Below are 25,388 nucleotides of genomic sequence, written 5' to 3' on the forward strand. Positions count from 1 at the left end.
GGGTTTGAAGGCCCGGGGGCCTTTACCTGAAAGAGGATGAATTCTGCAGGACAGGGTGAGCGTCGTACTTAAGCTTTCCCAAAAAGTTCTCAAAAACGTCCAAACCGATTATAGATGCGCCCCATGCAGGGATCGCGCTTTGCCTTTGGTCCGTTCGTGCTTGATCCGGGGGCTGGAACGCTCCTTCGGAACAATGATCTCGTTGCCATTGGCCACCGCGGGGTCAAGCTGCTCGCTGCACTCGTTGAACGACCCGGCGAAATTCTCGGCAAAGCCGAGCTGATGGACGCGGCCTGGCCGGGCATATCAGTCGAGGAAGGCAACCTCACTGTCCAGATCGCCCAGCTGCGCAAGCTGCTCGGTCCGGCCGCCGACGGCGGTGAATGGATCTCCACGGTGCCGCGTGTCGGCTACCGCTTCACCGGCGCCATCGATCAGCTCGGCGGTGTGAAGCGAAAACCTTTGCCGCTGCCCGACAAACCATCGATAGCGGTGCTGCCCTTCGTGAATATCAGCAACGATCCCGAGCAGGAATCCTTCGCCGATGGCCTGACCGAAGACCTGATCACCGACCTTTCCAGGATGCCGGGCCTGTTCGTCATCGCCCGCAGCTCGGCCTTCGCCTACAAGGGAAGGGCGATGGACGTGCGCGATATCGCCGAGGAGCTCGGCGTGCGTTACCTGCTGCAGGGTAGCGCAAGACGCGCAGCGGGACAGGTACGCATCAACGCCCAACTGGTCGATGCGGCAAGTGGCGATCATCTATGGGCGGAACGCTTCGACCGTAGCCTGGACCATATCTTTGCCGTTCAGGACGAGGTGACGGCCAAGATCGTGGAGGCCTTGCTCGGCCGGCTGCGCACACCGCCGCGGCGCAACCGGCCCAAGAATCTCGACGCTTACGATCTCTGCGTGCGGGCGCGCAAGCTGATGGATGATACGCCACAGACGGCGCGGGAAGCGCATCTGATGCTGACACGCGCGATTTCGCTCGACCCTGATTATGCCGAGCCCTATCGCTGGCTTGCCATAAACCACTGGATGGGTGAGGTGCATTCCGGCGGACCGACGGAGCCTACACGTAAGACTGCTCTGCAACTGGCGGGCAAGGCGGTGGCGATCGATCCCAACGATGCCGGCTGCCGCTGGATCCTCGCCTACCTGCTTGCCTATGAGCGCAGTTTCGCTGAGGCCGATGCGGAATTCGCCAAGGCGATCGAGCTCGACCCGAATGAGGCCGACACCTTTGCGGCCCTGTCCGACATCACGGTTCTCGCCGGGCGGGTCGGGGAGGGGCTTGAGCATATCGCCAAGGCCTTCCGGCTGAACCCGTTCCCGGCAAGCTGGTACTATCTGACGCTCGGCCAGGCACAATATGCCGCCGGCCAATACGAAGCCGCCGTCGAGACGCTACGCCGGGACGAGACCTATCGCACAAGCTCACGCCGTTTCCTTGCGGCAAGCCTTGCCCAACTCGGCCGGCTCGACGAGGCGCATGCCGAGGTCGAATTGTTCCTCGTCGCCAACCCGCATTTTTCAACCCGCCACTGGGCGGCGGCCGAACCGTTCCGTGACGCTCGGACGCTTGCGCATTTCATCGACGGCTACCGCAAGGCCGGTCTCCCCGAGTGATGCGCTGGCCGAGTGATGCGCTGGCCGAGTGATGCGCTGGTGCGACGCAAAGACGGCCCGAAATTAGAGGGTGCCGGGCCGTCCGATGGTGGTCGCTTGACTTGCAGAAGACAAAAAGCTCTCTTCGGCGGTGGGTACTTTTCCCTCTGGAGTCAGGTCGTCGACAGCTTTCGGAAGATCGCGCTTCAGCCGCCCAAGAATCTCTTCATGCGACAGGCCGGTATTCGCCGCGATCTCGTTCAGAACGTCCGGGCCGAGTGCTTCCGCGAGCTGGCCGTCGTCGATGTCGGCATTCGGGCCGGGGCGTACCCATGACTCCGCCTTGTCGCCGTAACCATTCTGCTGAAATGTCTTCAGCAGATCGCCGAGCCCGCCGCTGACGATGCCGCCGGACGACAGGCCGCCGAGAAGGCCGCCGAGTCCGCCCGAACCGGCCAATCCACCAAGAAGGCCCCCAAGCCCGCCTGGCTGCTGATTTCCCGCGCCGGCCTGCTGTGGGTTCTGGATGCCGCGCAGGAGTTCCCCAATCTTGTCTCTGTTCTGGTAACCGGCAACAGCAAGAACGGCGAGAAGCGCCTTCATTGGACCGCTCATCATCATAAATCCTCCCATGGTGCGTCTACAGCGCCGCGCATCTTTCAAGACGTGAAAAAGACGCTGTAATAATTTGAAGCTTCGATATATTTTCCATTGAGTCGATTCTGATTATGCCGTCGGATGGACACGAAGCTACTGCGAACTCCTGGGCACGTAGCAGCAATGCCCAAAGTGCCAAAAGGTTCCGCACCGGGTCGAAATAAGCCCACGGCCGCATTCGTCCGCGATCTCAATGCTCGGGCGTCCGCCAGCTTACGCCGCGGTCAGATTTCCGGGCAGCCGCGCCGGTTTGCGAAGACTATTCGTTCCGGTCCGCGGCGCGTCATCCCTTGGACAACGATGCTGCGGGGGGACATGCGGACGATCTGCGCCCTGCGAAGTCCTTCGCTGCGTGCGATGTCGAGAGCATCATCCGGATCGCAGCCGCGTGGTCCCCGCCGGTCGTATCGGTCATACCGGTCTCGATCACGGTCGTATATGCCGAGGCCACCGGGGCCGACCCGCAGCTCCAAGTCCTGTGCGGCCGCGATCGTCGGCGCGATCGTCAACCCGGTTAAAGCCGCCGAGCCGATGAGTATGAATTGAAGAGATTTTCGCATGAGTACCTCCCATGGCCATGCCATCGCAATGACAACATCGACAAGAGCGTTTTGTTCCTCAAGCCAGGAGGAGGCGCCGCGGACGCTTCAAACAACCGTGTTCGACGCCGCCCACATCACTTCCTGCGGGGCGGGACCGCCGAACATATGGCGGCCAGACACCGGTTACTTTCCAAATAGTGATCGAACTGGATGGTGTGCTTCGCGTAGCCAAATGCGACCAGGTCGAGCGCATTTGCGTAGCTGTACTGCCATGGCTGCTTCTACAGTAGAATGGATAGCAGCCCGTCCGTTGAAGTGATATGATCTCGCATTCGCATGAACCACGGGAGGGGTGAATGCGTTGGTTTCTTACTGTATTTGTTGCCGGGCTGCCATTGGTTTCCAATGCGAAGGCAGCGGAAACATTGATTTTTCATACGGCTCATTTCGACGATGACACCGTTGTTAGCCTTGGCGTTTTAAGCAACCACACCGCAGAGCGAGCGGGATACGATTTCGATGTCCTGATCTCGCTTTCGCAGGACAATGCTGCGGGTGCTGGTTACAGCGATCCGGGAAAGCACCGAGCATTCGTTAAATGTGGCGATCCAGCCAAGGTGTCCGTCCGAGGTATTGACTACCCCGTGCACACATCGGGCGCGGGAGGCGATGACTGGAAGGACGATCTATGGAGGGCGGTCTGCACGCCGCCCGTCTCGTAACCAGTGTTTTCCTCGGCGGGAGTAAACCCCGCTTCGCGGTGTAAATACCACACGTCTATTGGATGCCGACGTCCCGGCAGACCCACCGAACTCTCAGGTATCCAAAGGGCGGTCGGAACTGGTTTACGCAGCTGGGCCATCAGCGCTGACGATACGACGAGTGGCGCATCGAATGATTTGGCCAACGATTCCAAGCGTTGGGCGACGTTAACCGCATCACCGATCACCGTGAACTCGCTATGACATCCGCTGTCTAGGACGCCGCCGATGACCGTGCCGTAGTGCAAGCCAATACCTGCGTTCAGGGCGGGATAGCCGTTCTGTACACTGTAGTTCTTCCAATCCGTGAGCGCATCGACGAGGTCTAGAGCACATGCCAAGGCGCGGTCTGCATCGTCTACTGTGGGGGAGGGTTGGCCGAAGACTGCCATTACGCCGTCGCCAATAAACTTATCGACGGTCCCGCCGTGTTCAAAAATGATGCCGGAAACAAGCTGCCGGTATTCCCGCAGCACCCAAGCCAGCTCGCGTGCTGGCGCAGTTTCGGCAAAGCTCGTGAAATCCCGCAAGTCAACGAACATTATCGCCGCGTTGCGACGTTCGAGATCGAGTGCCGAGCTGCCTTCCTCAAGGTCCGCGACCACGAGCGGCGAGAAGAAGCGTGAAAGATTGAGACGTCGCTCATCCGCTCGCAATGCCTCCTTGCGAGTCCGGTCGTGGTCCTTCGCAAGAAGATAGATCGCAAAGGCGGTGAAGCCGAAGCTGACCGTCAGACCCAGGTCCTGATTGAAGAACGATCCGACCAACGACACCGTGTCAGCCGTATGATGTCTGGCGGCCGTGGCCGCCAGCATGGCCACCCAGGAAACAAGGACGATGCCAGAGAAGATGAGGACGAGGCGACCATCCAGCTTGAGACCTACATGATTGAGCAGGATAAATGCCACCACCAAGCTGGTGGTCGTCAAATTGTGGTTTTCGGTCACCGGTCCGCCAAGGATATGCCCATATAAAATTGAGACGACCAACAGGGCATCGAGTACGACAAAGAGGATTTTCAGCCAGGAGCGATCAGGAAGGAATCGTGCTGTCACGACAGAAGTGATGCTGATGACGAGATAACTGATGACGACGATTAAAAGCATTCCTTCGGCACCTGCGTTGCCGCCCAGCAAGAGGTTGGCAAGAAGAATGGCGAAGGCGACAAAGCGCAGCAGGATTGAGCGAATTTCTCGCGCGTAGTCCCAATGAACGCCGATTGCAGATTTCATGGCGGGTCGTTACCGGAAGGTATTCGATTGCGCCTCGCGATAATGGACGCATTCGTTGTCACAGTTGTCGGATGGTGGTACGCGGCCGTCAGCGACGGCCGCGTACCAAGGACATCAGCGACGTGGAGTCGGCTTACTTGACCTCTGTGACGGTGAGCTTGCCGTTGACGCGCTCTGCGACAAACTCAATATTCGAACCTTCCTTCAGCCTTTCAAGCAGAGCCGGGTCTTCGACCCGGAAAACCATCGTCATCGCAGGCATGTCGAGGTTCTTCAGGTCCTCATGCTTGATGGTCACCTTGTTCGCCTTGGCGTCGATCTTGTTGACGACACCCTTGGTGAATTCCTGAGCGAACGCACCGAAGGCCGCGCTGGCAGAGATCAGGGCGGCCACGCTGATTTTGATCATGGCAGTTTTCATGTTCGTAGCTCCTCTTTGCGGATTATTTCCCGGCGACCGTGACGTCGCCGTGCATGCCGGCTTCATAGTGACCGGGGATCAGGCAGGCGAACTTGAACTCGCCGTCGGTGGTGAATTTCCAGACGATCTCGCCGGATTGACCCGCCGGAAGACGGATAGAATTGGCGTCGGCATGTTCCATTTCCGGGAACTTCTCCATGACCTTCTTGTGCTCCAGAATCTTGTCTTCCTGATCGAGCACGAATTCGTGGTCGATCGTTCCGGCATTCTTGATCGCGATCTTGACAGTCTGCCCCTTGCGAACGTTGAAGACCGCGGGGGTGAAGAGCATCTTTCCGTCGTCGGTTTCCTTCATCGTGACGCGGATTGTCTGTGTCGCCTTGGCCTTGTCGCCGGGTTCTCCGACAGCCATCTTCTCGCCGTGACCGCCGGCATGATTGCCGGAAGCGAGCGCTGGGGTTGCGAGGGCGACGAGCGCCAGTGCCAGTACATAGTTCTTCATGCGTAGATCCTTTCGATGTTGAGATGGACCTCAGCCGTTTGTCGGCTTCGGCGTAATTTGCGTTTTTGAGTCTTTGGCCTTGGTCGCGTCCGGAAGGTCTCCGGTCCACTCGAAGGCCTGCGTTCCAGGCGGGTTTTCGTACCAGCCAGGATCTGAGTAATCGTCTGCTGAGATCCCCTCGCGGACTTTCACGACCGAGAACATGCCGCCCATTTCGATGGGACCATGCGGCCCCCAGCCGGTCATCATCGGAACGGTATTCTCGGGGATGGGCATTTCCATTTCGCCCATGTCGGCCATGCCCTTCGTGCCCATGGGCATGTATTCCGGCTGCAGCTTCCTGATCTGTTCGGCGACCTTCGATTTGTCCGCACCGATGAAGGTTGGAATGTCGTGACCCATGGCGTTCATCGTGTGGTGCGATTTGTGGCAATGGATCGCCCAGTCGCCGAGATACTTGGCGTCGAACTCATAGGCACGCATCGCGCCGACGGGGATGTCGATGCTCACCTCCGGCCACCGCGCTTCCGGCCGCACCCAGCCACCGTCGGTACAGGTCACCTCGAAATCGTAGCCATGCATGTGGATCGGATGGTTGGTCATCGTCAGGTTGCCGACGCGGACGCGCACCCTGTCGTTCTTCGACACGACCAAAGGGCTGATGTCCGGGAACACGCGGCTGTTCCAGCACCACATGTTGAAGTCGGTCATCTCCATGATCCGTGGCACGTATGAACCGGGATCGATATCGTAGGCATTGAGCAGGAAGACGAAGTCCCGGTCGACGCGCATGAACTTGGGATCTTTCGGATGGATCACGAAGAAACCCATCATGCCCATGGCCATCTGCACCATCTCGTCGGAATGCGGGTGGTACATGAAGGTGCCGGATTTCACGAGGTCGAACTCGTACACATAGGTCTTGCCGACTGGAATATGCGGCTGCGTCAGGCCGCCGACGCCGTCCATGCCCGACGGCAAGATCATGCCGTGCCAGTGGATCGTCGTGTGCTCCGGCAGCTTGTTGGTGACGAAGATGCGGACGCGATCTCCTTCGACGGCCTCGATGGTTGGCCCCGGAGATTGGCCGTTGTAGCCCCACAGATAGGCGGTCATGCCGTCGGCCATCTCGCGTTCGACGGGCTCGGCGACGAGGTGGAACTCCTTGACGCCGTTGTTCATCCGATGGGGCAGGGTCCAGCCATTCAGCGTAACCACTGGCTGGTAATCTGGTCCCGATGTTGGTTGGAGCGGCGGCTGCATATCCGCCGATTCCATTGTCGGTGCGTCCGGCAAGCCCATTGCCGACGTCTTTGTCCAGGCGGCCGTCGAAAGCAGAGCGGCGCTGGCTCCAATGATCTGTCTTCTATTGAACATAGCGATGTTCCTTTCTCAATGACCGCCGCCAGCGCTGCTCTCAGAAGCAGAGGCAACTTCGGTCTCTGCTGACGCAGCCGAAGCGCCGCCGCCGTAGATCGCTGGCGCGAGGTTGGCTTCGGCCAGCCAGAAGTCGCGCTTCGCGTTGACGGAGAGCAGGATGGAGTTGATTTTGTCGCGCGTGTCGGTGAGCAGTTCGAACGTATTGGTGATCATGCCGTTGTAGGTCAGCAGGGATTCCTCTTCGACCTTGGTGCGCAGCGGCACGACGCTGTTGCGGTAGTGCCGCGCGATGTCATAGTTCGAGCGGTAAGCCTGGTAGGCAGATCGCGACTCCGACCGCACATTGACTGCCTTCTCGGCGAGCTGGTTCGCTGCCCGCATGTAAGCCAACTCGGCTTTCCTCATGCGAGCCTTGCCGGTGTCGAAGATTGGAATAGCGAATTCCAGCTCGGCAAATCCTGTCGTGTCGACCTTCTTGTCGCCGTCCTCGATTTCGCGCTCCGTTTCAAGCCCGGTTAGGATTTCCAGATCGGTCACATATCGAGTTGCCTCGGTCAGCCCATAGGAGCGAGCGGTTGCCTCCAACTCAAGTTTGGCGACTCGCAGATCGATGCGGTTGCGAAGCGCCTCCGCCTCGATTGTGTCGCGCTTCACGACAACCTTTGGCAGAGACGGCAGACTGTTCGGGACTTGATAGTCGAGGTCTGAACCCCAAAGCCCCAAAAGGCGTGTCAGCTCTTCCTTTGTGAGCCGGGCCGCCAGACGTGCCTTTGCGGTCTCTCCGGCCAGTTCAGCCACGAACACATGCTCGCGAGCCTGAGCGCCTTTGGCCATTGCTCCGGTCTCGCCCAGCTTCTGTGCCAGCTCGGAGGCCGCATCGGCCGTCGCTTGGGCGCGTTGCAACTGGCCCACATTCTCCCAGGCCGCAACGGCGTTTATCCAGGCGCGGCGGGTATCAGCGGCAAGCTGAAGCGTACGCACAGCAGCGTTCAACTGTGCTTGCCGGAACCGCGTGTCAGCGATTTCGATGTCACGCTTCTTCGTGGCAAGCGCCAGGATGTTGGTGACGACGGCCCCTTCGACTGTCTTGAAGGCTTCCAGCCCGGGCGTCCCGATGCCCGTCAAGCCAACGGCTACAGTCGGATTCAGGAACATTGTCGTTTGCCAGGCGTCGGCCGCGCTGTCGCCGAGATCGGCGTAGGCGGCCTGCAGTCCCTTGTTGTTGAGCAGCGCGATCTGGACGGCCGTCTCGACGTCGAGAGGCTTCGTTCGAGGAAGCAGGCTTTTGACTTGAGCTGCCGCCGATCGAGCCTGGTTCTGGTTCTGGATCCAGACGGTCTCTTTCGCCGTGACGGTGGCGGTCTTGTTGGCAACGGAGGTGAAGCCCGCCTCTTTGCGGGAATACTCGGCGCCTGTGACACAGCCGCTCAAAGCGAGCGGAAATGCCAGCGCCAAGATCAGTTTTCTGGTGCCGATCATGAGTCGTCTCCATTCATGGGAGACTGCAGATCGTTCTGTCTGCGCCAGGGCTTGGGATCGACCGGCTGCCGGGCGACGTAGCCTGCGATCGGCGACCTGTATGCCGCCGGAGGTGCGGACGGCTGATCGACCGCGGTGGGAAACGCCACCACGTCGGGAGGAAGTGTGGATGCGCAGCCGCCGACGATAAGCGGCAGCCCCACCACGAAAAGCGAGGGTTTCATTATGAAATTTCCGAATAGGAGATAGCCTTACGGCGCGCTCGCCCGGAAGCAGGCAAGCGTCCGACTAGACCCGATCAAACGGGTAGGTCTCTATTCAGATATTCGGGGGACGGTGGAGGGGCGGCAGCTCGCCAAGGGTCGTCCGGTCGTCGATGAACTGCCGGATCGAGGTTACGACGGGTCCGTCGACATCCTGGCCTTCACAAATGATGCCGAGCCCGCCACAGAAATCCTTGCAGCATTCTTGCTTGACAGGCTTCGATACGCCATCTGCGTCATCACTGCCGCCGCCCTGCGAATGGTCATGGGCAGCCATCTTCGTCATGTCATGGCCATCGTGATGCTGCATTGCATCGGACTCGGACAGTACCGCTGCCGCCTTGGGGAAGGAGGAGCCATGCATGGCGGCGCTGGCGTTCGATAGCGAGTACCCAGCCAGTGATACGATGATCACCAGCCGCATCATCACGAGCAGCCTGCTCATTGCGATTCGGTACATCTTGCCCATGCTCCTCGAACTACATGCAAAGCAGATCGATTTCAACTAAGAGCTATATCTCGCCGACGTTCGAGTCCTTTATGTGGCGCGAACATCACGTCGTGCACAAGCTGGGCTTCCAATAGTGGCAAGGTCAACAGGAGCTGTTCTTTTCCGACGATGATCGATCTCGCGTCTTATCTCGGCCTTTTCGCCGCGGCTCTCGGCGCGGCAACAGTGCTGCCGATGCAGTCGGAGCCCGTGCTGGTTGGCCTTCTTCTTAGCGGAAAGCTCTCCGTTCCGGTTCTGCTGGCCGTCGCCAGCGTCGGAAACACGCTTGGAAGCATCGTCAACTGGTTCCTCGGACGCGGAATCGAAAATTTTCGTGACCGGCATTGGTTTCCGGTCGGCGAGAAGGCGCTCGAGCGTTCGTCCTGCTGGTACCGGAAATACGGAAAATGGACGTTGCTTCTGTGCTGGATGCCGCTGTTTGGCGACGCCCTGACCGTTGTCGCCGGCGTACTCAGGGAGCCGCTCCTCCCCTTCACGATCCTGGTGTTCGTCGCCAAGACCGGCCGCTATGTCGTGCTGACGCTGATTACCTTACAGATCGTCGGCTGACCGCTTCCGGCGCGGGAACACCATCCGGTCGACTGTCTCGTCACGGGCGACGACCGTGTGCCAAATCGCCGCGGCGAGATGCAGCGCCACCATCGCCAGGATGATCCTCGATCCGATGACGTGGTATGGCGCAATCCCGAACCAGAAGTAGCTCGCGACGACGCCCATGCAGGCCTGCCCAATAATCGCGGCGTAGAAGGCGTGGTGAAGCGCCGCGGCTGCTCGCTCACTCCATGAGCGGGGTGCGCTGGTTTCGGAGGGCTGAAGAAGACGAAGAACCAGCCGCAGGCCCATCAGCAGGCCAATCGCCATTCCCGCGTAGTTGTGGAGATGGTGCTGGACGACGTCCCAGTACGCCGGAGTCATGCCCATGTGGACGGCGTGGTGGGTTCTCTCGATGCTGCCGCCCGTCAGATACTGGACCGGCACCAGGAGGGCGATCAGCCAGTGAAGTCCTATCTGGGCCAGCGAATAGCCAGGTTTCATCGAATTCTTCCGAGCGAGAGGCGCAGACTAGCCGGCGACGGTTAATGCTTCCTCATCGGCCGTTGCCAAAACGCAAGGCCGCCACAGATCACTGGTACTGTGGAACATTGCGGCTGCCGCACAGTTCGGCGCCGGAAGGAAACCCAGCCGAATGAGACTTGGAAGCATCTTCCGGTACGCTCAGCTTTTGCTCGTCGCTCTCCTGGTGGCGGCGAATTCTTTCGGCATGGCCGCGGCGCCGAGCACCTTGCAAAGCCAGCACTGTGCCGTCGTGGGGGAGCGTGATCGCCATGCGGGGCATGCCTGCGGCACGCAGGCCGGGTGCTGTTCGGCGATGCACTGCTGTCCGATCCTTCCGGAACTTGCCAAGGTCGCGGCTCCGCGCTTCGAACCGGGGAGGCATGAACGGACGGAGCCCGTCGACAGGCCGCTCCTGCTGATCCGTTCAATCGATCCGCCGCCCCGATTTCAGGCGGGCTAAGACGGACCAAACAATCAACCAAATTTTCGGAGATCGAAAAATGAAGACGTTCACCAAGCTTGCCTTGTGCACGGCAGTCGCCGCCGGCTTTGCAATCCTGCAGTCGGCGGTTTCCGCCCAGTCGACGACGGCCTATCCGGAAAAATGCAAGTCCGAAGACATGGACATGTCGAAGGCGGACATGCCTTCGGGCGGCATGCCGATGGGCGACATGACCGACTACCAGAAGGCGTCGATGGACGGCATGAAGGGCATGCACATGAACATGATGCAGGGGATGATGAAGAAGGACGCCGACGTCTCCTTCGTCTGCGGCATTATTGCCCACCATATGGGCGCGATCAGCATGTCGGAGGTCGAACTCAAGTACGGCGACAATGAAGAGGCCAAGCAGATGGCACAGAAGGTCATCGAAGCCCAGAAAAAGGAGATCGAAGAGATGTCCAAGTGGGTGGACAAGGAAGTCAAATAGGAGATTGCGCCATGCATCATATGTCGACTGAAATGAAAGCTTGCATCGACAACTGCCTCGCCTGCTACAGCGAATGCCTGTCGATGGCCATGGGACATTGCCTGGAACTGGGTGGGGAGCACACCAAACCTCCGCACTTCAAGCTGATGATGGCATGCGCTGAGATTTGCCGGACCTCAGCGCACTTCATGCTGATCGGCTCGGAGCACCACAAGCATGTCTGCGGGGAATGCGCAGAAATCTGCGGCCAGTGCGCCGAAGACTGCGAGCGGGTGGGCGACATGCAAAGCTGCGTCGACGCCTGCCGCCGTTGCGCCGATAGCTGCCGCAAGATGGCGGCGTGATCGGGGAGGGCGGTCTCCGTCCGCCCTCTTCCTGCCCAGATGAGAACGGATATCCGGTGAAGCGACGGATATCCGAAGCAAGCGGCATGGCCCGGTTTGGAACGCAGCGTTTATGAAACAGACCGCTTACATGAAGAAGGCTGGACTGCTCTCCATCGTGGGAGCAGTCCTGATGGCGGGGGTTCCGTCGCCAGCCGCGGAGGATCTCGTCTTCCGTCGACAGGCGGACATGAAGGCGATGGCCGCCGCGGCGAAGACGATCTCCGGCATGTTCAAGGATCCAACGGCCTACAACGCCAGCGAATTCAAATGGGCGGCCGACACCATCCGCGACAAGTCCGGGAGTGTTCTCTCCGCACATTTCGCGTCCGAGGCCGACAGTCGGCAATCGAAGGCTGGGCCGAACATCCTTAAGGAGCGCGAGCGGTTCGACCGCATCGCCAACGATCTGCGCGACTACGCCATCGCGCTGGACGCCGCCGCGCAGAACAACCCAAGACAGATGTCCGCCAGCATGCGCATGAAGCCTGGGGAAGCCACGGGTGGCGGCCCGTTCGGCACCCATGTTCGCAACGAGCAGGAACTGCTGGCAATGCCGGCGGAACACGCGTTCCACCTCATGCTTCAGACCTGTACGACCTGCCACGCCAAGTTCAGGATGGAATAAGGGCGATCACGCGGGATCGGGAAATGCTCGCCTTGTTCAAGCGTCCGACCTTTTCAAGCACGGCCTCATTCGCTTCAAACAGCCATGTTCGACGCTGCCGACATCACTTCCCGAGGGGCGGGACCGCCAAACATAAGGCGGCCATCCTCCTCGACTTCGGTGAAACACCAGCGCACGACGCCATCCCGGTCGAGCAGGAATTCGCCGACGAGTTGGCCGTGGCCGGTGGCGATCATCTGCTTGTCATCCTCGGTGATTTCATAGCCGTCCGCCTTGTCGAGGAATTCCGACGCCGCCATCGGGTCCATAGGCGCTGGAAGCTCGCCCGGCATGTCTATGCGCATCGACATCACCGTGTTCATGCTGACTTTGCGCGGCCACTCATTCTCATCTTCGGTGAACTGCAGATTCGGCAGGCCGAAGGCCTTGTGCGATACCCGTTCCGGATCCGAGGCGGCCAGCAGATTGGGAAGCGGATGGTAGCGGAAATAGAGGCGAGCGCGGTCGATCGGCGTGTTGACGACGGTCAGGCTGTCGATGCCTTTCTCCTGCAAGGCATCGGTGAGTTCGGCCATGGCGGCGATCTGCCGGCGACAGAAGGGGCAATGCAATCCGCGGAACAAACCGATGAGCACCGGCTTCTGGCCGCGAAAATCGTCGATGGCGACCTTGCCCTGGCGGGTGATCGCATCCAGCACCACGTTTGGCGCGCGATCTCCCGGCTGTAACGGTCTTGCGGCGTGGTTCTCCTGCATGTTTCGTTCCTCCCTTTATCTTCTTGAATCGATTTGCCTAATCGATCTCCGGCGATCACTGCAACGAGGACAAGTCAGTCGAGAAACGGCAGGACGACGAGCGTGCCTGGATCGAGGTTGTGGCGGATGCACACATCCTGTGCCAGCGTGAAATACCGTTCCGCCTCGTCCATGTCGTCATGCTCAAGGCTGAGTGTCGCCAAGCCATCATAGCACGGAAAGAGCAGTTGCGGTTCATCAATTTCCTTCGCAACCTCAAGGGCTTCTTCGTAATACTTACGAGCTAGCTTCGGCTGCCCGTGGCATTGATGAATCTGGCCCAGTACGATCAGCGGCACGGAGAGATGGTCGCGCTGATCGAGCGCCCGGTCGATTTCGACGGCCTTCTCCGCCGCCGGTACACCCTCGGCGGCGCAGCGATCGGTGAAGGTACAGCATGCGACTGCGAGGTTGGCGAGAAGGCGCGCCTGGAAGCCGAGATCGCCGATACGGGTTGCAACCTCCAGACCGCGCCGGCAGATCTTGATGGCGTTGGCCGGATCGACAATCGTGTAGAGAACGCCGAGGTTGGAATAGGCGCGACAGGCAGCACTTTGCAGATCGGCCTTTTCGGCAACCGAGAGGCTGCGTTCCACTTCCTGCACGGCCTCGCGGCGACGTCCGAGCCGCGCAAAGGCTGCACCCTTCGTGTTCAGCGCCTCCGCCATCGCTCGCGCTGTCTCCCGTCCGGCCTCGGTCGTCCCGTCGATCGGCAGGGTTTGCAGGCATTGCAGCGCCTGCGTCGCCCACTCTGCGGCAGCGGCCTGATCCCCCATGCGGAAGGCCAGATGGCCGCGCTCCTGCAGGACATGTGCACGTTCGACTGGCGCATCGATTGTGGCGATCATCGCTTCGGCTTCGGCCAAATGTGTCTCCGCTTGATCGCGGCGCCCTGCATCGAGATGCAAGCGGCCGATCTTGCGCAATATCCGCGCTGCGGCGATAGGATCGACTTTGGTGCGGTGGATAGCCAGCGCTCGCTGATAATGGTTCAAGGCGGCGTCGCGCAGGCCGGCAGGGCCGCAGAGATCGGCAAGACGCTCCAGGAGCGCCTGTTGCTCCGGTGTCACCTCCGCCTCGTTTGCGAAGGCCGCAAGGGCCTGATGGTAGAGGCGCATTGCGTCGTCATTGGCGTAGGCCTTGCGCGCCAGATCGCCAGCCGCCATCAGATAGGTGGCGCCCTTGGCCTTTTCGGTGGTCAGGCTGAAGTGATGGCCGAGCTGCGCCAGATGCTCGGGCCGGTCGGGCGCTGCACCATATTGACGTTCCAGGGCCTGGCCGATCCGTTGATGAAGCTCCATGCGCCGTTGCAGCAGGAGATTGTGGTAGATGACGTCGTGCATCAGCGTCTGGCTGAAGCGATAGCCCGGCGACCCGCCGGCATCCGGCCCGCGCAATTCCTCGATGATATTGGCATCGCAGAGATGATCCAATGCAGCATCGATGGCGGCCGGGTCGGTGGCGATGGTGCGGAGCAGGGCGGTATCGAATTTCGGGCCGACCACCGCAGCCTCTTGCGCCAGCCGTCTGATCTCCTGTGGCAGACGATCGACGCGGGCAAGCAACAGGGCTTGCAGGTTCACCGGTATATCGACATCCGTGTCTTCCGCTGCGACATGCCAGCGCTGGCCGTCATTGTGCAACGTGCCCATGTCGATCAGCACCCGAAGGATTTCTTCGATGAAAAGCGGATTGCCGCCGGCGCGGTCGAGGATGCGTTTGCGCATCGTCACTGGCAACTTGGCATAGCTCTCGCCAAAAAACGCAGCAAGCAGCTTCTGCCCGTCGGCCGCAAAGAGTGGGGCAAGGCGCTGCACGGTGACGCTGACACGATTGGAGTCCAGTGGGTCGGTCTGCGATGTCGGCCGGTAGACCGCCAGCAGCATCAACCTGCTGCGCTCCAGCCGGTCCATCATGAAGCGAAGCACTTCCAGCGAGGCAGCGTCCGCCCAGTGCAGATCCTCAATGACAAGCAGCAGGGGACCTTGCGCCAGCCGCCGCTCGAAGACGGTGCGGACGGCATAGAAGATCTGCCGCCGCAGCTGCTCCGGCTCGATGTACCGCAACGCGCCATCGGGATCGCCGAGGCCGAGGACATGCAGAAAGAGCGGCAAAAGTCCCTCGACCTCCTCCTGCGTCAGATCGAGTGCGCGAAACCCCGTTGCCAGCAATTGCCGCGCCCTGTCGAGATCGTCTCGCTCGCCAATGCCGTAGGCGCTGCGCACGACCGCACCGAGCGTGCCATAGGATTGTTCGCCGAGGGGAGAGCAGGTCGCTTTGCGGATGGCGAGGCCCTGGAAACGAGCGGCATTGCTGGCTATCGCGACGAATTCATTGACCAGCCGCGACTTCCCGATACCCGCTTCGCCGATCAGGCGGACAAGCTGTGCTGCCCCGCCGCAGGCAAGATCGAGGCATGTCAGCAACCGCGACAGCTCCGTATCTCGTCCGATCATCGGCGCCTGAAGGCCGAGACTCTCGAGCCCGCGCGCCGTATGCGGCGCTTCCAACAGCCCTGTCAGCCGATGGACAAGGACGTTTCCGCTTTTGCCGCGCAACGCCTGCGCACCGAGACTCTCGAAGGCAAAGGCATGGCGGGTGAGGCGATAGGTCAGCGGCCCGACAAGGATATCGTTTTCGCCGGCCATGGATTGCAGGCGTTGGGCGGTGTTCACCGTGTCGCCGGTCACCGAATAGGATTTTGTACTGACCGCACCGAAGCCGCCGGTAACGACAGGGCCGCTATTGATTCCGATATGCAGACGCAGCGGCACGCCGGCGCGGGCGTGCCAGCGCTCGCCGACCTGCATGGCCCGACTGATCATATCGAGTGCGGCACCAAGCGCCCGGACCGGATCGTCCTCATGAGCGACCGGCGCGCCGAACAGCGCCAGCAGCGCATCGCCGACGAACTTGTCGACGAAGCCGCCATAGGCCTCGACCGCTTGGGTCATCTCTTCGAACAATTCGTTCTGCAGGACCCGCATGACTTCAGGGTCGATCTGCTCGCTCAGAGTCGTGAAGCCGCAGAGATCGGCAAAGAGCACGGTCACCGGCCGCCGGTCGGCATCGCCGTCAGATTTAGACTGCACCGCCTCGATGTTTGGCTTCGACGCGGGTTGGACTTTGCCCGAAACCGACGCGCCACAACTGGGGCAGAAGGCAAAATCGGGCTGACAGGGATAGCCGCAGGCAGCGCACGAGATCGGTTGCCTTGCGCCGCATCGCGGACAGAAAGCAAAACCGCTCTGAATATCGAACCCGCAGCCGCTGCACTCCATCGGACGCATCTCACGAAACCCCGATGTACGGCTATTTCAGCCGCAACCAGCAGGCCTCAGAATAGGAAACAAGCATGAACCTGCTGCCCCAGGCCCGCAAGCGCTAAACAAAAGCGGCGGAACGAGTATGATGATGCTGGTCGGGACATCGTTAGGACAGCCAAGTCGCCGAGTGAGGTTCGAAAACCATATCACGATTATTTCCTTATGATGAATATTGACAATATATGCTACGCTGCCCTACGATAGAGGAAGAACGAAAGGGTAGGCCGATGGCATCGGGCAGCATTCATGTGAAGGTCAGCGGCGTGCTGCAAGATCACATTCAGCAGCAGATCGGTGACGACGGCCTCTATGAGAACGCGAGCGAGTACATTCGCGCCCTGATCCGACGCGATTTGCAAACGCGCGACGAGGCATGGAATGGCCTGCAAAAGGAACTTGCACCCGCAATGCGTGCCGACGACAGCGAGTTTGTCGTCGTTTCCGCTGAAGACGTTATCCGTCGCAACAAGCGCCGCTGAGCATGGTAGCTTATCGGTTTTATCCACGCGCAGACGCCGCGCAGGACAGGATTTGGCGTGACACGTTCGAGGCCTGGGGAGAAAAACAGGCAGATGCGTACATTCTCGGGCTGCATGTTTATTTGCAGCGTTTATGCGAGGATCGCCTGATCTGGCGACAGCTTCCGCAACGGTTGGCAGTTCCCGCTGACATCAGGCGTCGGGCCTATTTCAGCCGCTATGAGCATCACTACCTATTCTTTCGTGAGCTTGAAAACGGTGATCTTGGCGTCATGAGCATTCTTCACGAACGGATGGATTTGCCGGTGCGGCTTAAAGAGGACTTGGCCGCTCTTTCAAACAAAGAGTCGTGACATAGTATCTTTGATCGGAACGGCGCGTACCTGGAATTCCTCGGACGCAATTCGGCTTCTCTGCGGCCTGAAGAAAATCGATCTCATAAAACGGCATAAATACATGATCGAGACGCCAGTCTCGATCATGAGGTCCTCGGCTATGCATAGACGATGCTGCAGGATCGCACGGCTTGCTTTTGGCGTGTTCGATCATAAGTCGTTACTGCGGGCGGCTGTCGGCGAGCCTTGCAACCCGGCAGTGAAGGAGCACCGGCCGGTCCGCGTCGATCATCTCCTCGATCCTGGCATCGAGTTCGGTAGGGCTCTCGCAACGAAGGCCGACGGCGCCATAGGCTTCCGCGAGCTTGGCAAAATCGGGCAGCGAAGCCGAATAAGAATGCGATTGACCGCCACCATCCGATATTTCTTCCCAGTCTGGCGCCATGCCCGGATGTTCATCGTTCAAAATGAAGATCTTGATCGGCGCTTGATGCTGTATCGCCGTCGACAGCTCCTTCATCGTCGTTTGCACGGACGCGTTGCCGGCAATGTCAATGACAAGACGGCCGGGATGTGCGATCTGCGCCCCCAGCGCGGCAGGAAGACCGAAACCCATCGTCCCCAATCCCCCTGACGTAATCCAGCGATTGGGTTTGTCGAAACCGAAGAACTGCGCCACCCACATCTGCTGACCGATCTCCGTGGCGATGATCGGGTCGTGCGGCTTTGTCAACGCATGCAGGCGCTCCAAGGCATGTTGCGGCATGATTGCGTGGTCCAGCCGCTCGTAGGAAAACGAATCGTGGGCTCGCCAATGGTCGATCTGCGACCACCACGCCCGCAACCGCTTCTGGTCGGGCATGGTGGAGAGTGACCGCCAGGCATGGATCATATCCGCCAGCACATGCGCGGCGTCGCCTTGAATGCCGATATCGACCGGAACGCGTTTGTTGATCGACGAGGCATCGATATCAATCTGGATTTTCTTCGAGTGAGGCGAAAACTCATGGACGCGCGAGATCGCGAGATCGTCAAACCGCGCGCCGATGGCGACCATCAGATCGCAGTCGCCAATTGCCATATTGGCTTCATGCGATCCATCCTGTCCGGCGACGCGCAGCCAGTTTCGCCCGCTGGCCGGATAGGCTCCAAGCCCCATAATAGTCGACGTTACGGGAAAGCCGGTGAGGTCGACGAACTCATGCAACAATCTCGACGCCTCCGGTCCCGAATTGATGATGCCGCCGCCGGCATAGATGATGGGTCGCCGGGCTCCGGCCATCAATGCGGCCGCCGCTCGGATCGCGTTCCGATCGCCTTGCATTGCCGGCTGGTAGCTCGGCAGAGTAGCTACCTGGTCAGGTGCAACGTAGGTCCCGCTAGCGAAGAGCACGTCCTTCGGCATGTCGACGAGAACAGGGCCGGGTCGGCCGGCCGTCGCGATCCGGAAAGCCAGATGGATCGTTTTGGCCAGATCGTCGACGTGTTTGACGAGGAAATTGTGCTTTGTGCAGGGGCGGGTGATGCCGACCGTATCGCATTCCTGAAAAGCGTCCGTGCCGATCAGACTTGTCGGCACCTGGCCGGCGAGGCAGACGATCGGAACGGAGTCCATAAGGGCATCCTGCAGCGCCGTAACCGCATTTGTAACGCCTGGTCCCGATGTCACCAGCATGACGCCAACTCTTCCGGTCGAGCGGGCATAGCCTTCGGCGGCGTGTCCGGCGCCTTGCTCATGGCGCACCAGGAAATGTTTGATGTGCTCCTGTTGGAAGATTTCGTCATAGATCGGCAGCACTGCTGCGCCGGGATAACCGAAAATGTGTTCGACACCGTTGTCGCGCAGCGCTTGCAGAACGATCTCGCCGCCGTTCATGCGGCGATCAGAGGGGTTGTTGAGGAAAGAGTTGGCTGTCTCGCCGGTCATATCTGGGTTCCGTCGTGAGTGAGGTGATGGGTGCGACGGGGCATAAAAAAAGGCCCCCGTCAGGGACCTGTTTTCGGCGCATGGGTGGCTATTGCCGGACGATCAGACCGTCCTGCCCATGCGCGATATCACCACTACGAGAACCATTGAGATTTTCATCGGCGATAGAGCTAGCGCCAAATCTACACGTCGTCAACGACGTCGCTGCGCAGATCGTATCTGTGGTTGAGAATATGTGAGATCGGTTGGGTAGCCAGTGACGAGGCAAGGGCAGGGTGGCAACCCGTTCGCAACCGATCGACAAGGCAAACTCTGCCCGTTCCATCGCCCCCAAGCGATTTCGACCACGTCTTCCAGTGTGCGCCGGTCAGGGTTTCCGAGCCAGCCACCGGCGTTCGGTACCGGCGCGAACCCAAGTTCTATGGCGAGGTATATGCGCCATCGAGGATCTGCCGCGCCTCGGCCCTCGGCGCGGCGACGGAATGACGCTTAACGAGCGAACATTCGAGCTTCGCAATGGGATAGCGCTTGCCGGGCGTACTTTCCGGGTTGAGATGTTCGATCGCCCATTGCCCCATGGCAAGATGTGGAAGGACCGAGGTCGTCAGCGGGGGTACGAGATGTCGTGAAATTTCTTCGTCGTCATAACCCACTACCGACATGTCCAGGGGAATGCGAAGCCCTGCATCCTTGAGCGCTTCGTAGCACCCGATGGCAGTGCGGTCGTTCTGGCAGAAGATCGCAGTGGGCGGCTCTTTCAGAGCAAGCAGTTTCATCGTGGCGGCATAGCCGGCACTGGCCGACCAGTCGCCTTCAATGACCAATTCCGGATCGAAGGGTATATCGGCGGTCGCCAGCGCGCGGCGATATCCCGTCAGCCGGTCCTGCGCCGCCTGCATCCAGATTTCACCGGTGATCGTCGCGATACGATGGTGTCCGTGCATGATCAGATGCCGGGTGGAGCTCTGCCCTCCGGCAATCTCACTCGGCACCACGGCGGGAAAGGTATGGTCCGCGGTATAACAGTTCAGCAGGACCGTCGGGATGTTGAGCTTGCTGACATAGGATGGAAGCTCCACCTGGCGAGTATAGATTGTCATATATATGAGCGCCGATATGCCTCCGTTCGTCAACGCCTCGATTGCTTTCGGCTCCATGACGGGGTCACTGAGCGTCTGGGTTACCAGAAGGACATTGCCGGCGTTCCAGGAGGCTTGCCGCGCGCCTTCGATCGCAACGATCGCTTCCGGGCTGGTGGCGAGTTGATCCACGGCGAAACCGATGACGTTGTCCAGTCCCGAATAAGAGGCCTTCGTCGTATAGGTCTTCTCCATGTAACCGAGCGCGCGCGCCGCCTCCAATACGCGATCGCGCGTCTGCTGTGAGATGCGGGTGCCGGGTGTGTCGTTGAGGACGAAGGAGACGGCCGCCTGCGAGCAGCCAGCCGCCGCGGCGATGTCCATCATCGTCACGCGCACAGGCTTATTTTGGGTCTTGGACTTTCGCATTCGTGGAGACTGTCTCTGCTTGGGATAACGGTTCAGGGTGATTGATTGTCGGTTTTGGTAATTAATATTAGCATCTATCTGAAAGCGCTGGCAATTGCAGGAATTGTTGCAACTCTATCAGTTATTGGCAAGTGTCAGTACAAAATCGCCATCGTAGCCATTGCACGATGAAATGTTTTGATTTGCATTGATAATACTATTTACTAATTAAATTTCTTGTATACCGTCAAGGAGCGATCGGAACCTATGCCACTCGTCGCTTTGCGACGGCCCTAGGAGGGGGCGCGCATCCGGCCGGCCGTAAATCGGAAACGGGCCCGTGCAACTGCGGCCCCTCGGGAGGTGTATTATGAAACAGCTGAAACGCAATGCAGCCTTGTTCTTCGCCGGGTTGATGCTGAGCGCGGCGCCGATTGCCGTATCGCATGCTGCCGACAAACCGACACTCGCATTTGTCGTCAACGGCGCATCCGACTTCTGGAAAGCCGCAGAGGCGGGCGTGAAGAAGGCGCAGGGCGAGATGCCCGACTACCAGATGGAGCTGAAGTACCCTGAGCAGGCATCTGTCGCCGTTCAGCAGCGGCTTATGGAAGACTTGGTCAGTGCCGGCGTCAAGGGGATCATGGTTTCCGCAGTCGATCCCAAGACCCAGACGGACGGTTTGAACAAGATCGGCTCGCAGACTGCTCTCTTCACCACAGATAGCGACGCGCCGCAGACCAACCGCGTCGCCTATATCGGCTCATCGAATATCGACGCCGGCATGCAGGCCGCCGAAATCGCCAAGAAAGCGATGCCGGACGGCGGCAAATGCATCGGCTTCGTTGGCCTGCTCGGCGCCGACAATGCCAAGGAACGCATCCAGGGCATGAAGGACGGCCTGAAGGGCACGAAGATCGAGCTGACAGATGTACGCGGCGACGATATCGACCAGACGCGCGCAAAGAAGAACGTCGAGGACGCGCTGGTGGCCAGCCCCGACGTCACCTGCATGGTCGGCTTCTACTCCTACAATACGCCGCGCATCTATGAGGCGTTGCGCGACGCCGGCAAACTCGGCCAGATCACTGTCGTCGGCTTTGATGACGATCCGATCACGCTCGGCGGCGTCAAGGAAGGCACGGTCGCAGCGACCGTCGTGCAACAGCCGTTCGAATGGGCCTATCAGGGCATGAAGCTGATGGCGGCCTACCTCAAGGGCGACAAGTCAGGCGTTCCCGGCAACGGCTTGATCATCATCCCGACGGTAATCATCGGCAAGGATGACGTTGACAAATATGCCGCCAGCCTGAAGGCCATGTCTGGAAAATAACCCTCCTTCGCGGCGGGGGCACTTGCCGCCGCCGCGAAAGACGTCTCATGCCGACAGTATTGGCAGCCATGGACAGGCGATGAACCACAGCTCCGACTTCCCGTCACCGGACGCGCTTACAACGCCGTTCCTTTCGCTTTCCGGCGTTGGCAAGACCTATCCGGGCGTCGTTGCGCTTGAGGGCCTGTCGATCGACATCATACCGGGCGAGGTCATCGGCCTCGTCGGCGAGAACGGGGCAGGAAAATCGACGTTGATGAAGATTCTCGGCGGCGTGATCGCACCCGACCGAGGCACGATTCTGCTCGACGGAGCAGAGCTTCGTTTCCTCACTGTGGAATCGAGCATCGCATCCGGCATCGCCTTCGTTCACCAGGAACTCAATCTCTTTGAGAATCTCGACGTTGCTGCCAATATCTTCCTGGGCCGCGAGCCGCTGAAGGCCGGACCCCTCAAGCTCGTCGATCGCAATCGGCTGCGAGACATGGTGAAGCCGCTCTTGAAGCGGGTAGGGGCTCATTTTTCCGCCGACACACCTGTGGCATCGCTTTCCCTTGCCGAGCAGCAGATGGTGGAAATCGCCAAGGCGCTGTCCATCAACGCCAGGCTCGTTATCTTCGACGAACCCACGTCCAGCCTGCCGCTGGCCGAAACCGAGCGGCTCCTGAGCATTATCAAATCGCTGAAAGCCGATGGCATCAGTGTGGTTTTCATCTCGCATCGCCTCCACGAGGTTGAGCGCGTCGCAGACCGGGTCGTAGTCCTGCGCGACGGCACGCTTGTGGGCACGCTTGCCAAGAAAGACATCGGCCACGACCAGATGGTCAAGCTGATGATCGGCCGGGTGCTTGCGGCCCGGACCGCAAAACCGCAGCGCTCGCCCGGCTCGGTTGCGCTGAAGGCAAGCGGCGTGCGCACCGAGGCCTATCCCGGCCGTCCCGTTGATCTGGAAATCCGGTATGGAGAAATCATGGGGCTTGCAGGGCTCGTGGGGTCGGGCCGCACCGAGCTTGCAAGGGTACTCTTCGGCATCGACCGGAGCTACGGTGGAGCCATCCTGCAGGACGGGCGGCAAATTGCGGTCAGTTCTGCCCGGGACGCCGTCGCTCGTGGCATTTTCCTGGTCCCGGAGGATCGCAAGCGCAACGGCATTCTTCTTGATCTCCCGATCGCCCAGAACATAACCCTTGCCGATCTCCCCAAGCTCTCCAGCCGCTTCATGCTTTCTGCCGAGCGGGAGAGGGCGGCGGCCGAAAAGCAGCGCGTTCGCCTCGGTATCAAGGCGCCCTCCGTTTCGACGCGAACCGGCACTCTGTCAGGCGGCAACCAGCAGAAGGTGGTGCTTGCCAAATGGTTGTCGATGAGCCCGAAGGTGATGATCTTCGACGAGCCGACACGCGGCATCGATATCGGCGCGAAGAACGAGATCTACGGCCTGATGCGAGCGCTTGCCGATGCCGGAGTGGCGATCCTGATGATATCAAGCGATATGGAAGAGGTGATCGGCGTTTCTGACCGCATCGCCGTCATGCACGAGGGCCAGATCGCCGGCATATTGGAAGAGGACGAAATCAGCCAGGAAAGCGTCCTTTTGCTTGCCGTCGGCAAAAGGGTAAAATAGCGGATGCGGTCAATATAAATAAGTATCGGGGATGGATTTCGAATGATCAAAAAAGATCTCGGACTGCTGCTTTTGATCGTCGTCGTCGGCATCGTCGTCGCCATCATCAACCCGCGCTTCCTGCTGCCGATCAACCTAGCCAACACTGCCAATCTGATCGGCCTGTTCGGCATCCTGTCGATCGGCCAAGCCTTTGTCATCATCACCGGCGGTATCGAGCTTTCCGTCGGCTCGCTCGTAGCACTCCTCGGCGTGCTGTTCGTCGATTTCATCGCGGTCCAGGATATGCCCTGGATGCTGGCGCTGCCGCTCATTCTCGCGCTCGGCGCGGTCATAGGCGCCGTCCACGGCTGGCTGATCACCCGGCTCAACCTGCAGCCCTTCGTCGTCACCCTCTGCGGCCTGCTGATTTATCGTGGGGCAGCGCGCTTCTATACGGCCGACGGAACGGCGGGCTTTGCTTTCGGTCAAAATTTCCCCGACCTCGAATTCCTGACCGCCGGACGGTTTTACGGCGTTCCCAACACTTTCATCGCCCTCGTCATCATTGCCGTGGTCATGTGGATCATGCTGCATCGCTCTGTCTTCGGGCGTTATCTTTACGCAATCGGGAAGAACGAGGAGGCGGCCCGCTATTCCGGTATCCGTACCGGCCGCATGGTCATGTCGGCCTATGTCATCTGCGGGCTGCTGACGGCGCTTTCAGCGATTTATTTTGCCATGTACACGCGCTCGATTTCGCCGGCGAGCCATGGCCAGTTCTACGAACTCTACGCGATCGCCGCTGCCGTACTCGGCGGCTTTTCGCTCCGCGGCGGCGAGGGATCGATCGTCGGCGTGGTGCTGGGCACGGTCCTGCTCCAGGAGTTGCAGAATCTCGTCAATCTACTTGGTATCCCTTCGTCGTTGAATTTCGCTGTCATGGGTGGCGTGATCCTCATCGGCGTCCTGATCGACCAACAATGGCACGCCATCCGCGCAAAGCGCCGCCTTGTCTCTGCCGCCCGGCAGACCGAAACTCGTCTTTCGAACGAAGGCAGTTTGCCAGCGGTTGCCAATCAGGACTAGGTCAATTGATCGGGCCATGCGTGTCGTGACCTTTGCCCCGTTGCAAGATTAGATCGCGGCGGGTGAGGGCGCCGATCCATCGTTCTGAACCAGCTCCCCGAAACAGTCGCGCCGGCCGCGTGGCTGGAAAACCCGCTTCTTGCGCTCGCGACGCGAGACCCAGATGCCGGCCTCGGTCATCCATTGACGCAGCGTTTCCTTGGCCACCGAGATCCGGTGCAGCTCGATCAGCTTCTCGCGAGCCAGCGTCGGACCGAAATCCAGATAGCGCTCCCGGATCAGATCCAGCGCCGCATTGCGAAACTCCTCGCAGTGGCGCCGGTTGCTCGGCTGCGATCGCTTCTTGGAAACGAGTCCGGCTGGACCATCCCGGTCATAGGCCTGCAGCAGCCGATGGACCTGACTTCGACTAAGCGTAAGCAGCTCGGCGGCCTGGACAACGCTCAGGCGTTCGTCACGGATCTTCTGGATGACTTCGAGGCGATGCAACTCTTTCTGCGACATGGTGATCATAAAGGACATGACGACTCCGACCGCTCATGGTCTCGACCAGGCTGAAGATCGTCATCCTTGCTCCCAACGTTGGCTTTGACCAGTACGTCGAGAGGCGAGACTGTCGCATCTCTAACTGGCCCAACTGTCGCATTACTAAATAGCCCG

At 59.9% G+C, this 25,388-nt stretch carries 25 protein-coding genes and 1 pseudogene; 10 read left to right on the forward strand and 16 right to left on the reverse strand.

The window, feature by feature from the left end:
- Positions 1 to 123 precede the first annotated feature (123 nt).
- Positions 124 to 1,632 (forward strand): winged helix-turn-helix domain-containing tetratricopeptide repeat protein, encoded by a 1,509-nt coding sequence (locus RWK44_RS06530; RefSeq protein WP_221998727.1) that lies wholly within the window; start codon positions 124 to 126, stop codon positions 1,630 to 1,632.
- 63 nt (positions 1,633 to 1,695) lie between these two features.
- Here RWK44_RS06530 and RWK44_RS06535 read toward each other — a convergent pair whose 3' ends face one another.
- From RWK44_RS06535 to RWK44_RS06575, 9 genes are all read right to left on the reverse strand, one after another.
- Entirely contained in the window at positions 1,696 to 2,229 is a 534-nt protein-coding gene (locus RWK44_RS06535) for a YidB family protein (RefSeq protein WP_131666959.1), read from the reverse strand.
- Positions 2,230 to 2,492: 263 nt separating this feature from the next.
- Positions 2,493 to 2,828, reverse strand: coding sequence for a hypothetical protein (locus RWK44_RS06540; RefSeq protein ID WP_020049945.1), 336 nt, complete (start codon positions 2,826 to 2,828; stop codon positions 2,493 to 2,495).
- A gap of 619 nt (positions 2,829 to 3,447) precedes the next feature.
- Positions 3,448 to 4,803, reverse strand: a complete 1,356-nt coding sequence (locus tag RWK44_RS06545; protein WP_131666943.1) for an adenylate/guanylate cyclase domain-containing protein — start codon at positions 4,801 to 4,803, stop codon at positions 3,448 to 3,450.
- Positions 4,804 to 4,936: 133 nt separating this feature from the next.
- Positions 4,937 to 5,224: a copper-binding protein gene (locus tag RWK44_RS06550; RefSeq protein WP_020049947.1), complete on the reverse strand. Its 288-nt coding sequence runs from the start codon at positions 5,222 to 5,224 to the stop codon at positions 4,937 to 4,939.
- 22 nt (positions 5,225 to 5,246) lie between these two features.
- Positions 5,247 to 5,726: a cupredoxin domain-containing protein gene (locus RWK44_RS06555; RefSeq protein ID WP_020049948.1), complete on the reverse strand. Its 480-nt coding sequence runs from the start codon at positions 5,724 to 5,726 to the stop codon at positions 5,247 to 5,249.
- A 30-nt stretch (positions 5,727 to 5,756) separates the two neighbouring features.
- Positions 5,757 to 7,103, reverse strand: a complete 1,347-nt coding sequence (locus RWK44_RS06560; RefSeq protein WP_131666944.1) for a multicopper oxidase family protein — start codon at positions 7,101 to 7,103, stop codon at positions 5,757 to 5,759.
- A gap of 15 nt (positions 7,104 to 7,118) precedes the next feature.
- Positions 7,119 to 8,585: a TolC family protein gene (locus RWK44_RS06565; RefSeq protein ID WP_316028564.1), complete on the reverse strand. Its 1,467-nt coding sequence runs from the start codon at positions 8,583 to 8,585 to the stop codon at positions 7,119 to 7,121.
- Entirely contained in the window at positions 8,582 to 8,809 is a 228-nt protein-coding gene (locus RWK44_RS06570) for a hypothetical protein (protein WP_017960474.1), read from the reverse strand. Before RWK44_RS06570 ends, RWK44_RS06565 begins: the two co-directional genes overlap by 4 nt.
- 94 nt (positions 8,810 to 8,903) lie before the next feature.
- The gene (locus RWK44_RS06575; protein ID WP_205931124.1) at positions 8,904 to 9,317 is read right to left on the reverse strand and encodes a hypothetical protein; all 414 of its coding nucleotides are present in this window, start codon (positions 9,315 to 9,317) and stop codon (positions 8,904 to 8,906) included.
- Positions 9,318 to 9,467: 150 nt separating this feature from the next.
- Between RWK44_RS06575 and RWK44_RS06580 the strand changes: the two genes are divergently transcribed.
- Entirely contained in the window at positions 9,468 to 9,908 is a 441-nt protein-coding gene (locus RWK44_RS06580; protein WP_221998725.1) for a YqaA family protein, read from the forward strand.
- On the opposite strand, the gene RWK44_RS06585 is transcribed toward RWK44_RS06580, so the two are convergent.
- The gene (locus RWK44_RS06585) at positions 9,891 to 10,394 is read right to left on the reverse strand and encodes a cytochrome b (RefSeq protein WP_168282232.1); all 504 of its coding nucleotides are present in this window, start codon (positions 10,392 to 10,394) and stop codon (positions 9,891 to 9,893) included. The genes RWK44_RS06580 and RWK44_RS06585 overlap by 18 nt on opposite strands.
- A gap of 88 nt (positions 10,395 to 10,482) precedes the next feature.
- The gene (locus RWK44_RS06590; protein ID WP_168282234.1) at positions 10,483 to 10,686 is read right to left on the reverse strand and encodes a hypothetical protein; all 204 of its coding nucleotides are present in this window, start codon (positions 10,684 to 10,686) and stop codon (positions 10,483 to 10,485) included.
- Between the two features lie 229 nt (positions 10,687 to 10,915).
- On the opposite strand from RWK44_RS06590, the gene copM reads away from it, so the two are divergent.
- The 3 genes from copM to RWK44_RS06605 all read left to right on the forward strand — a co-directional run bounded on the left by copM (position 10,916) and on the right by RWK44_RS06605 (position 12,358).
- On the forward strand, positions 10,916 to 11,347 hold the full coding sequence (copM, locus tag RWK44_RS06595; RefSeq protein ID WP_316028565.1) for a CopM family metallochaperone: 432 nt from the start codon (positions 10,916 to 10,918) through the stop codon (positions 11,345 to 11,347).
- An 11-nt stretch (positions 11,348 to 11,358) separates the two neighbouring features.
- Complete coding sequence (locus RWK44_RS06600; protein ID WP_131666950.1) at positions 11,359 to 11,691, forward strand: four-helix bundle copper-binding protein; 333 nt, start codon at positions 11,359 to 11,361, stop codon at positions 11,689 to 11,691.
- A 112-nt stretch (positions 11,692 to 11,803) separates the two neighbouring features.
- The gene (locus RWK44_RS06605; RefSeq protein WP_131666951.1) at positions 11,804 to 12,358 is read left to right on the forward strand and encodes a cytochrome c; all 555 of its coding nucleotides are present in this window, start codon (positions 11,804 to 11,806) and stop codon (positions 12,356 to 12,358) included.
- A 74-nt stretch (positions 12,359 to 12,432) separates the two neighbouring features.
- Here RWK44_RS06605 and RWK44_RS06610 read toward each other — a convergent pair whose 3' ends face one another.
- Both RWK44_RS06610 and RWK44_RS06615 read right to left on the reverse strand, forming a co-directional pair.
- Positions 12,433 to 13,113: a peroxiredoxin-like family protein gene (locus RWK44_RS06610; RefSeq protein ID WP_131666952.1), complete on the reverse strand. Its 681-nt coding sequence runs from the start codon at positions 13,111 to 13,113 to the stop codon at positions 12,433 to 12,435.
- Between the two features lie 74 nt (positions 13,114 to 13,187).
- Positions 13,188 to 16,433, reverse strand: coding sequence for an adenylate/guanylate cyclase domain-containing protein (locus RWK44_RS06615; RefSeq protein ID WP_316028566.1), 3,246 nt, complete (start codon positions 16,431 to 16,433; stop codon positions 13,188 to 13,190).
- Positions 16,434 to 16,705: 272 nt separating this feature from the next.
- On the opposite strand from RWK44_RS06615, the gene RWK44_RS06620 reads away from it, so the two are divergent.
- Together RWK44_RS06620 and RWK44_RS06625 are read left to right on the forward strand one after the other, a co-directional pair.
- Positions 16,706 to 16,957 (forward strand): ribbon-helix-helix domain-containing protein, encoded by a 252-nt coding sequence (locus tag RWK44_RS06620; protein WP_221998717.1) that lies wholly within the window; start codon positions 16,706 to 16,708, stop codon positions 16,955 to 16,957.
- 2 nt (positions 16,958 to 16,959) lie between these two features.
- Positions 16,960 to 17,310: a type II toxin-antitoxin system RelE/ParE family toxin gene (locus RWK44_RS06625; RefSeq protein ID WP_221998715.1), complete on the forward strand. Its 351-nt coding sequence runs from the start codon at positions 16,960 to 16,962 to the stop codon at positions 17,308 to 17,310.
- Between the two features lie 202 nt (positions 17,311 to 17,512).
- Here the strand turns inward: RWK44_RS06625 and ilvB are convergent, their stop codons facing one another.
- Both ilvB and RWK44_RS06635 read right to left on the reverse strand, forming a co-directional pair.
- On the reverse strand, positions 17,513 to 19,219 hold the full coding sequence (ilvB, locus tag RWK44_RS06630) for a biosynthetic-type acetolactate synthase large subunit (RefSeq protein ID WP_316028567.1): 1,707 nt from the start codon (positions 19,217 to 19,219) through the stop codon (positions 17,513 to 17,515).
- A gap of 419 nt (positions 19,220 to 19,638) precedes the next feature.
- Positions 19,639 to 20,727: a LacI family DNA-binding transcriptional regulator gene (locus tag RWK44_RS06635; RefSeq protein ID WP_131666955.1), complete on the reverse strand. Its 1,089-nt coding sequence runs from the start codon at positions 20,725 to 20,727 to the stop codon at positions 19,639 to 19,641.
- Positions 20,728 to 21,076: 349 nt separating this feature from the next.
- On the opposite strand from RWK44_RS06635, the gene RWK44_RS06640 reads away from it, so the two are divergent.
- The 3 genes from RWK44_RS06640 (at position 21,077) to RWK44_RS06650 (ending at position 24,728) form a co-directional block, all read left to right on the forward strand.
- A complete protein-coding gene (locus tag RWK44_RS06640; protein ID WP_316028568.1) occupies positions 21,077 to 22,039 on the forward strand; it encodes a sugar-binding protein in 963 nt (320 codons plus the stop codon).
- Between the two features lie 79 nt (positions 22,040 to 22,118).
- The gene (locus tag RWK44_RS06645) at positions 22,119 to 23,660 is read left to right on the forward strand and encodes a sugar ABC transporter ATP-binding protein (RefSeq protein WP_316028569.1); all 1,542 of its coding nucleotides are present in this window, start codon (positions 22,119 to 22,121) and stop codon (positions 23,658 to 23,660) included.
- A gap of 42 nt (positions 23,661 to 23,702) precedes the next feature.
- Complete coding sequence (locus RWK44_RS06650) at positions 23,703 to 24,728, forward strand: ABC transporter permease (RefSeq protein WP_222053366.1); 1,026 nt, start codon at positions 23,703 to 23,705, stop codon at positions 24,726 to 24,728.
- Positions 24,729 to 24,800: 72 nt separating this feature from the next.
- Here the strand turns inward: RWK44_RS06650 and RWK44_RS06655 are convergent.
- Positions 24,801 to 25,250, reverse strand: a pseudogene (locus tag RWK44_RS06655) (helix-turn-helix domain-containing protein); the annotation flags it as partial.
- Between the last annotated feature and the right edge of the window lie 138 nt (positions 25,251 to 25,388).

Origin of the sequence: Rhizobium sp. 25PS6, assembly GCF_032464655.1 — a bacterium.
Lineage (GTDB): Bacteria > Pseudomonadota > Alphaproteobacteria > Rhizobiales > Rhizobiaceae > Rhizobium > Rhizobium laguerreae.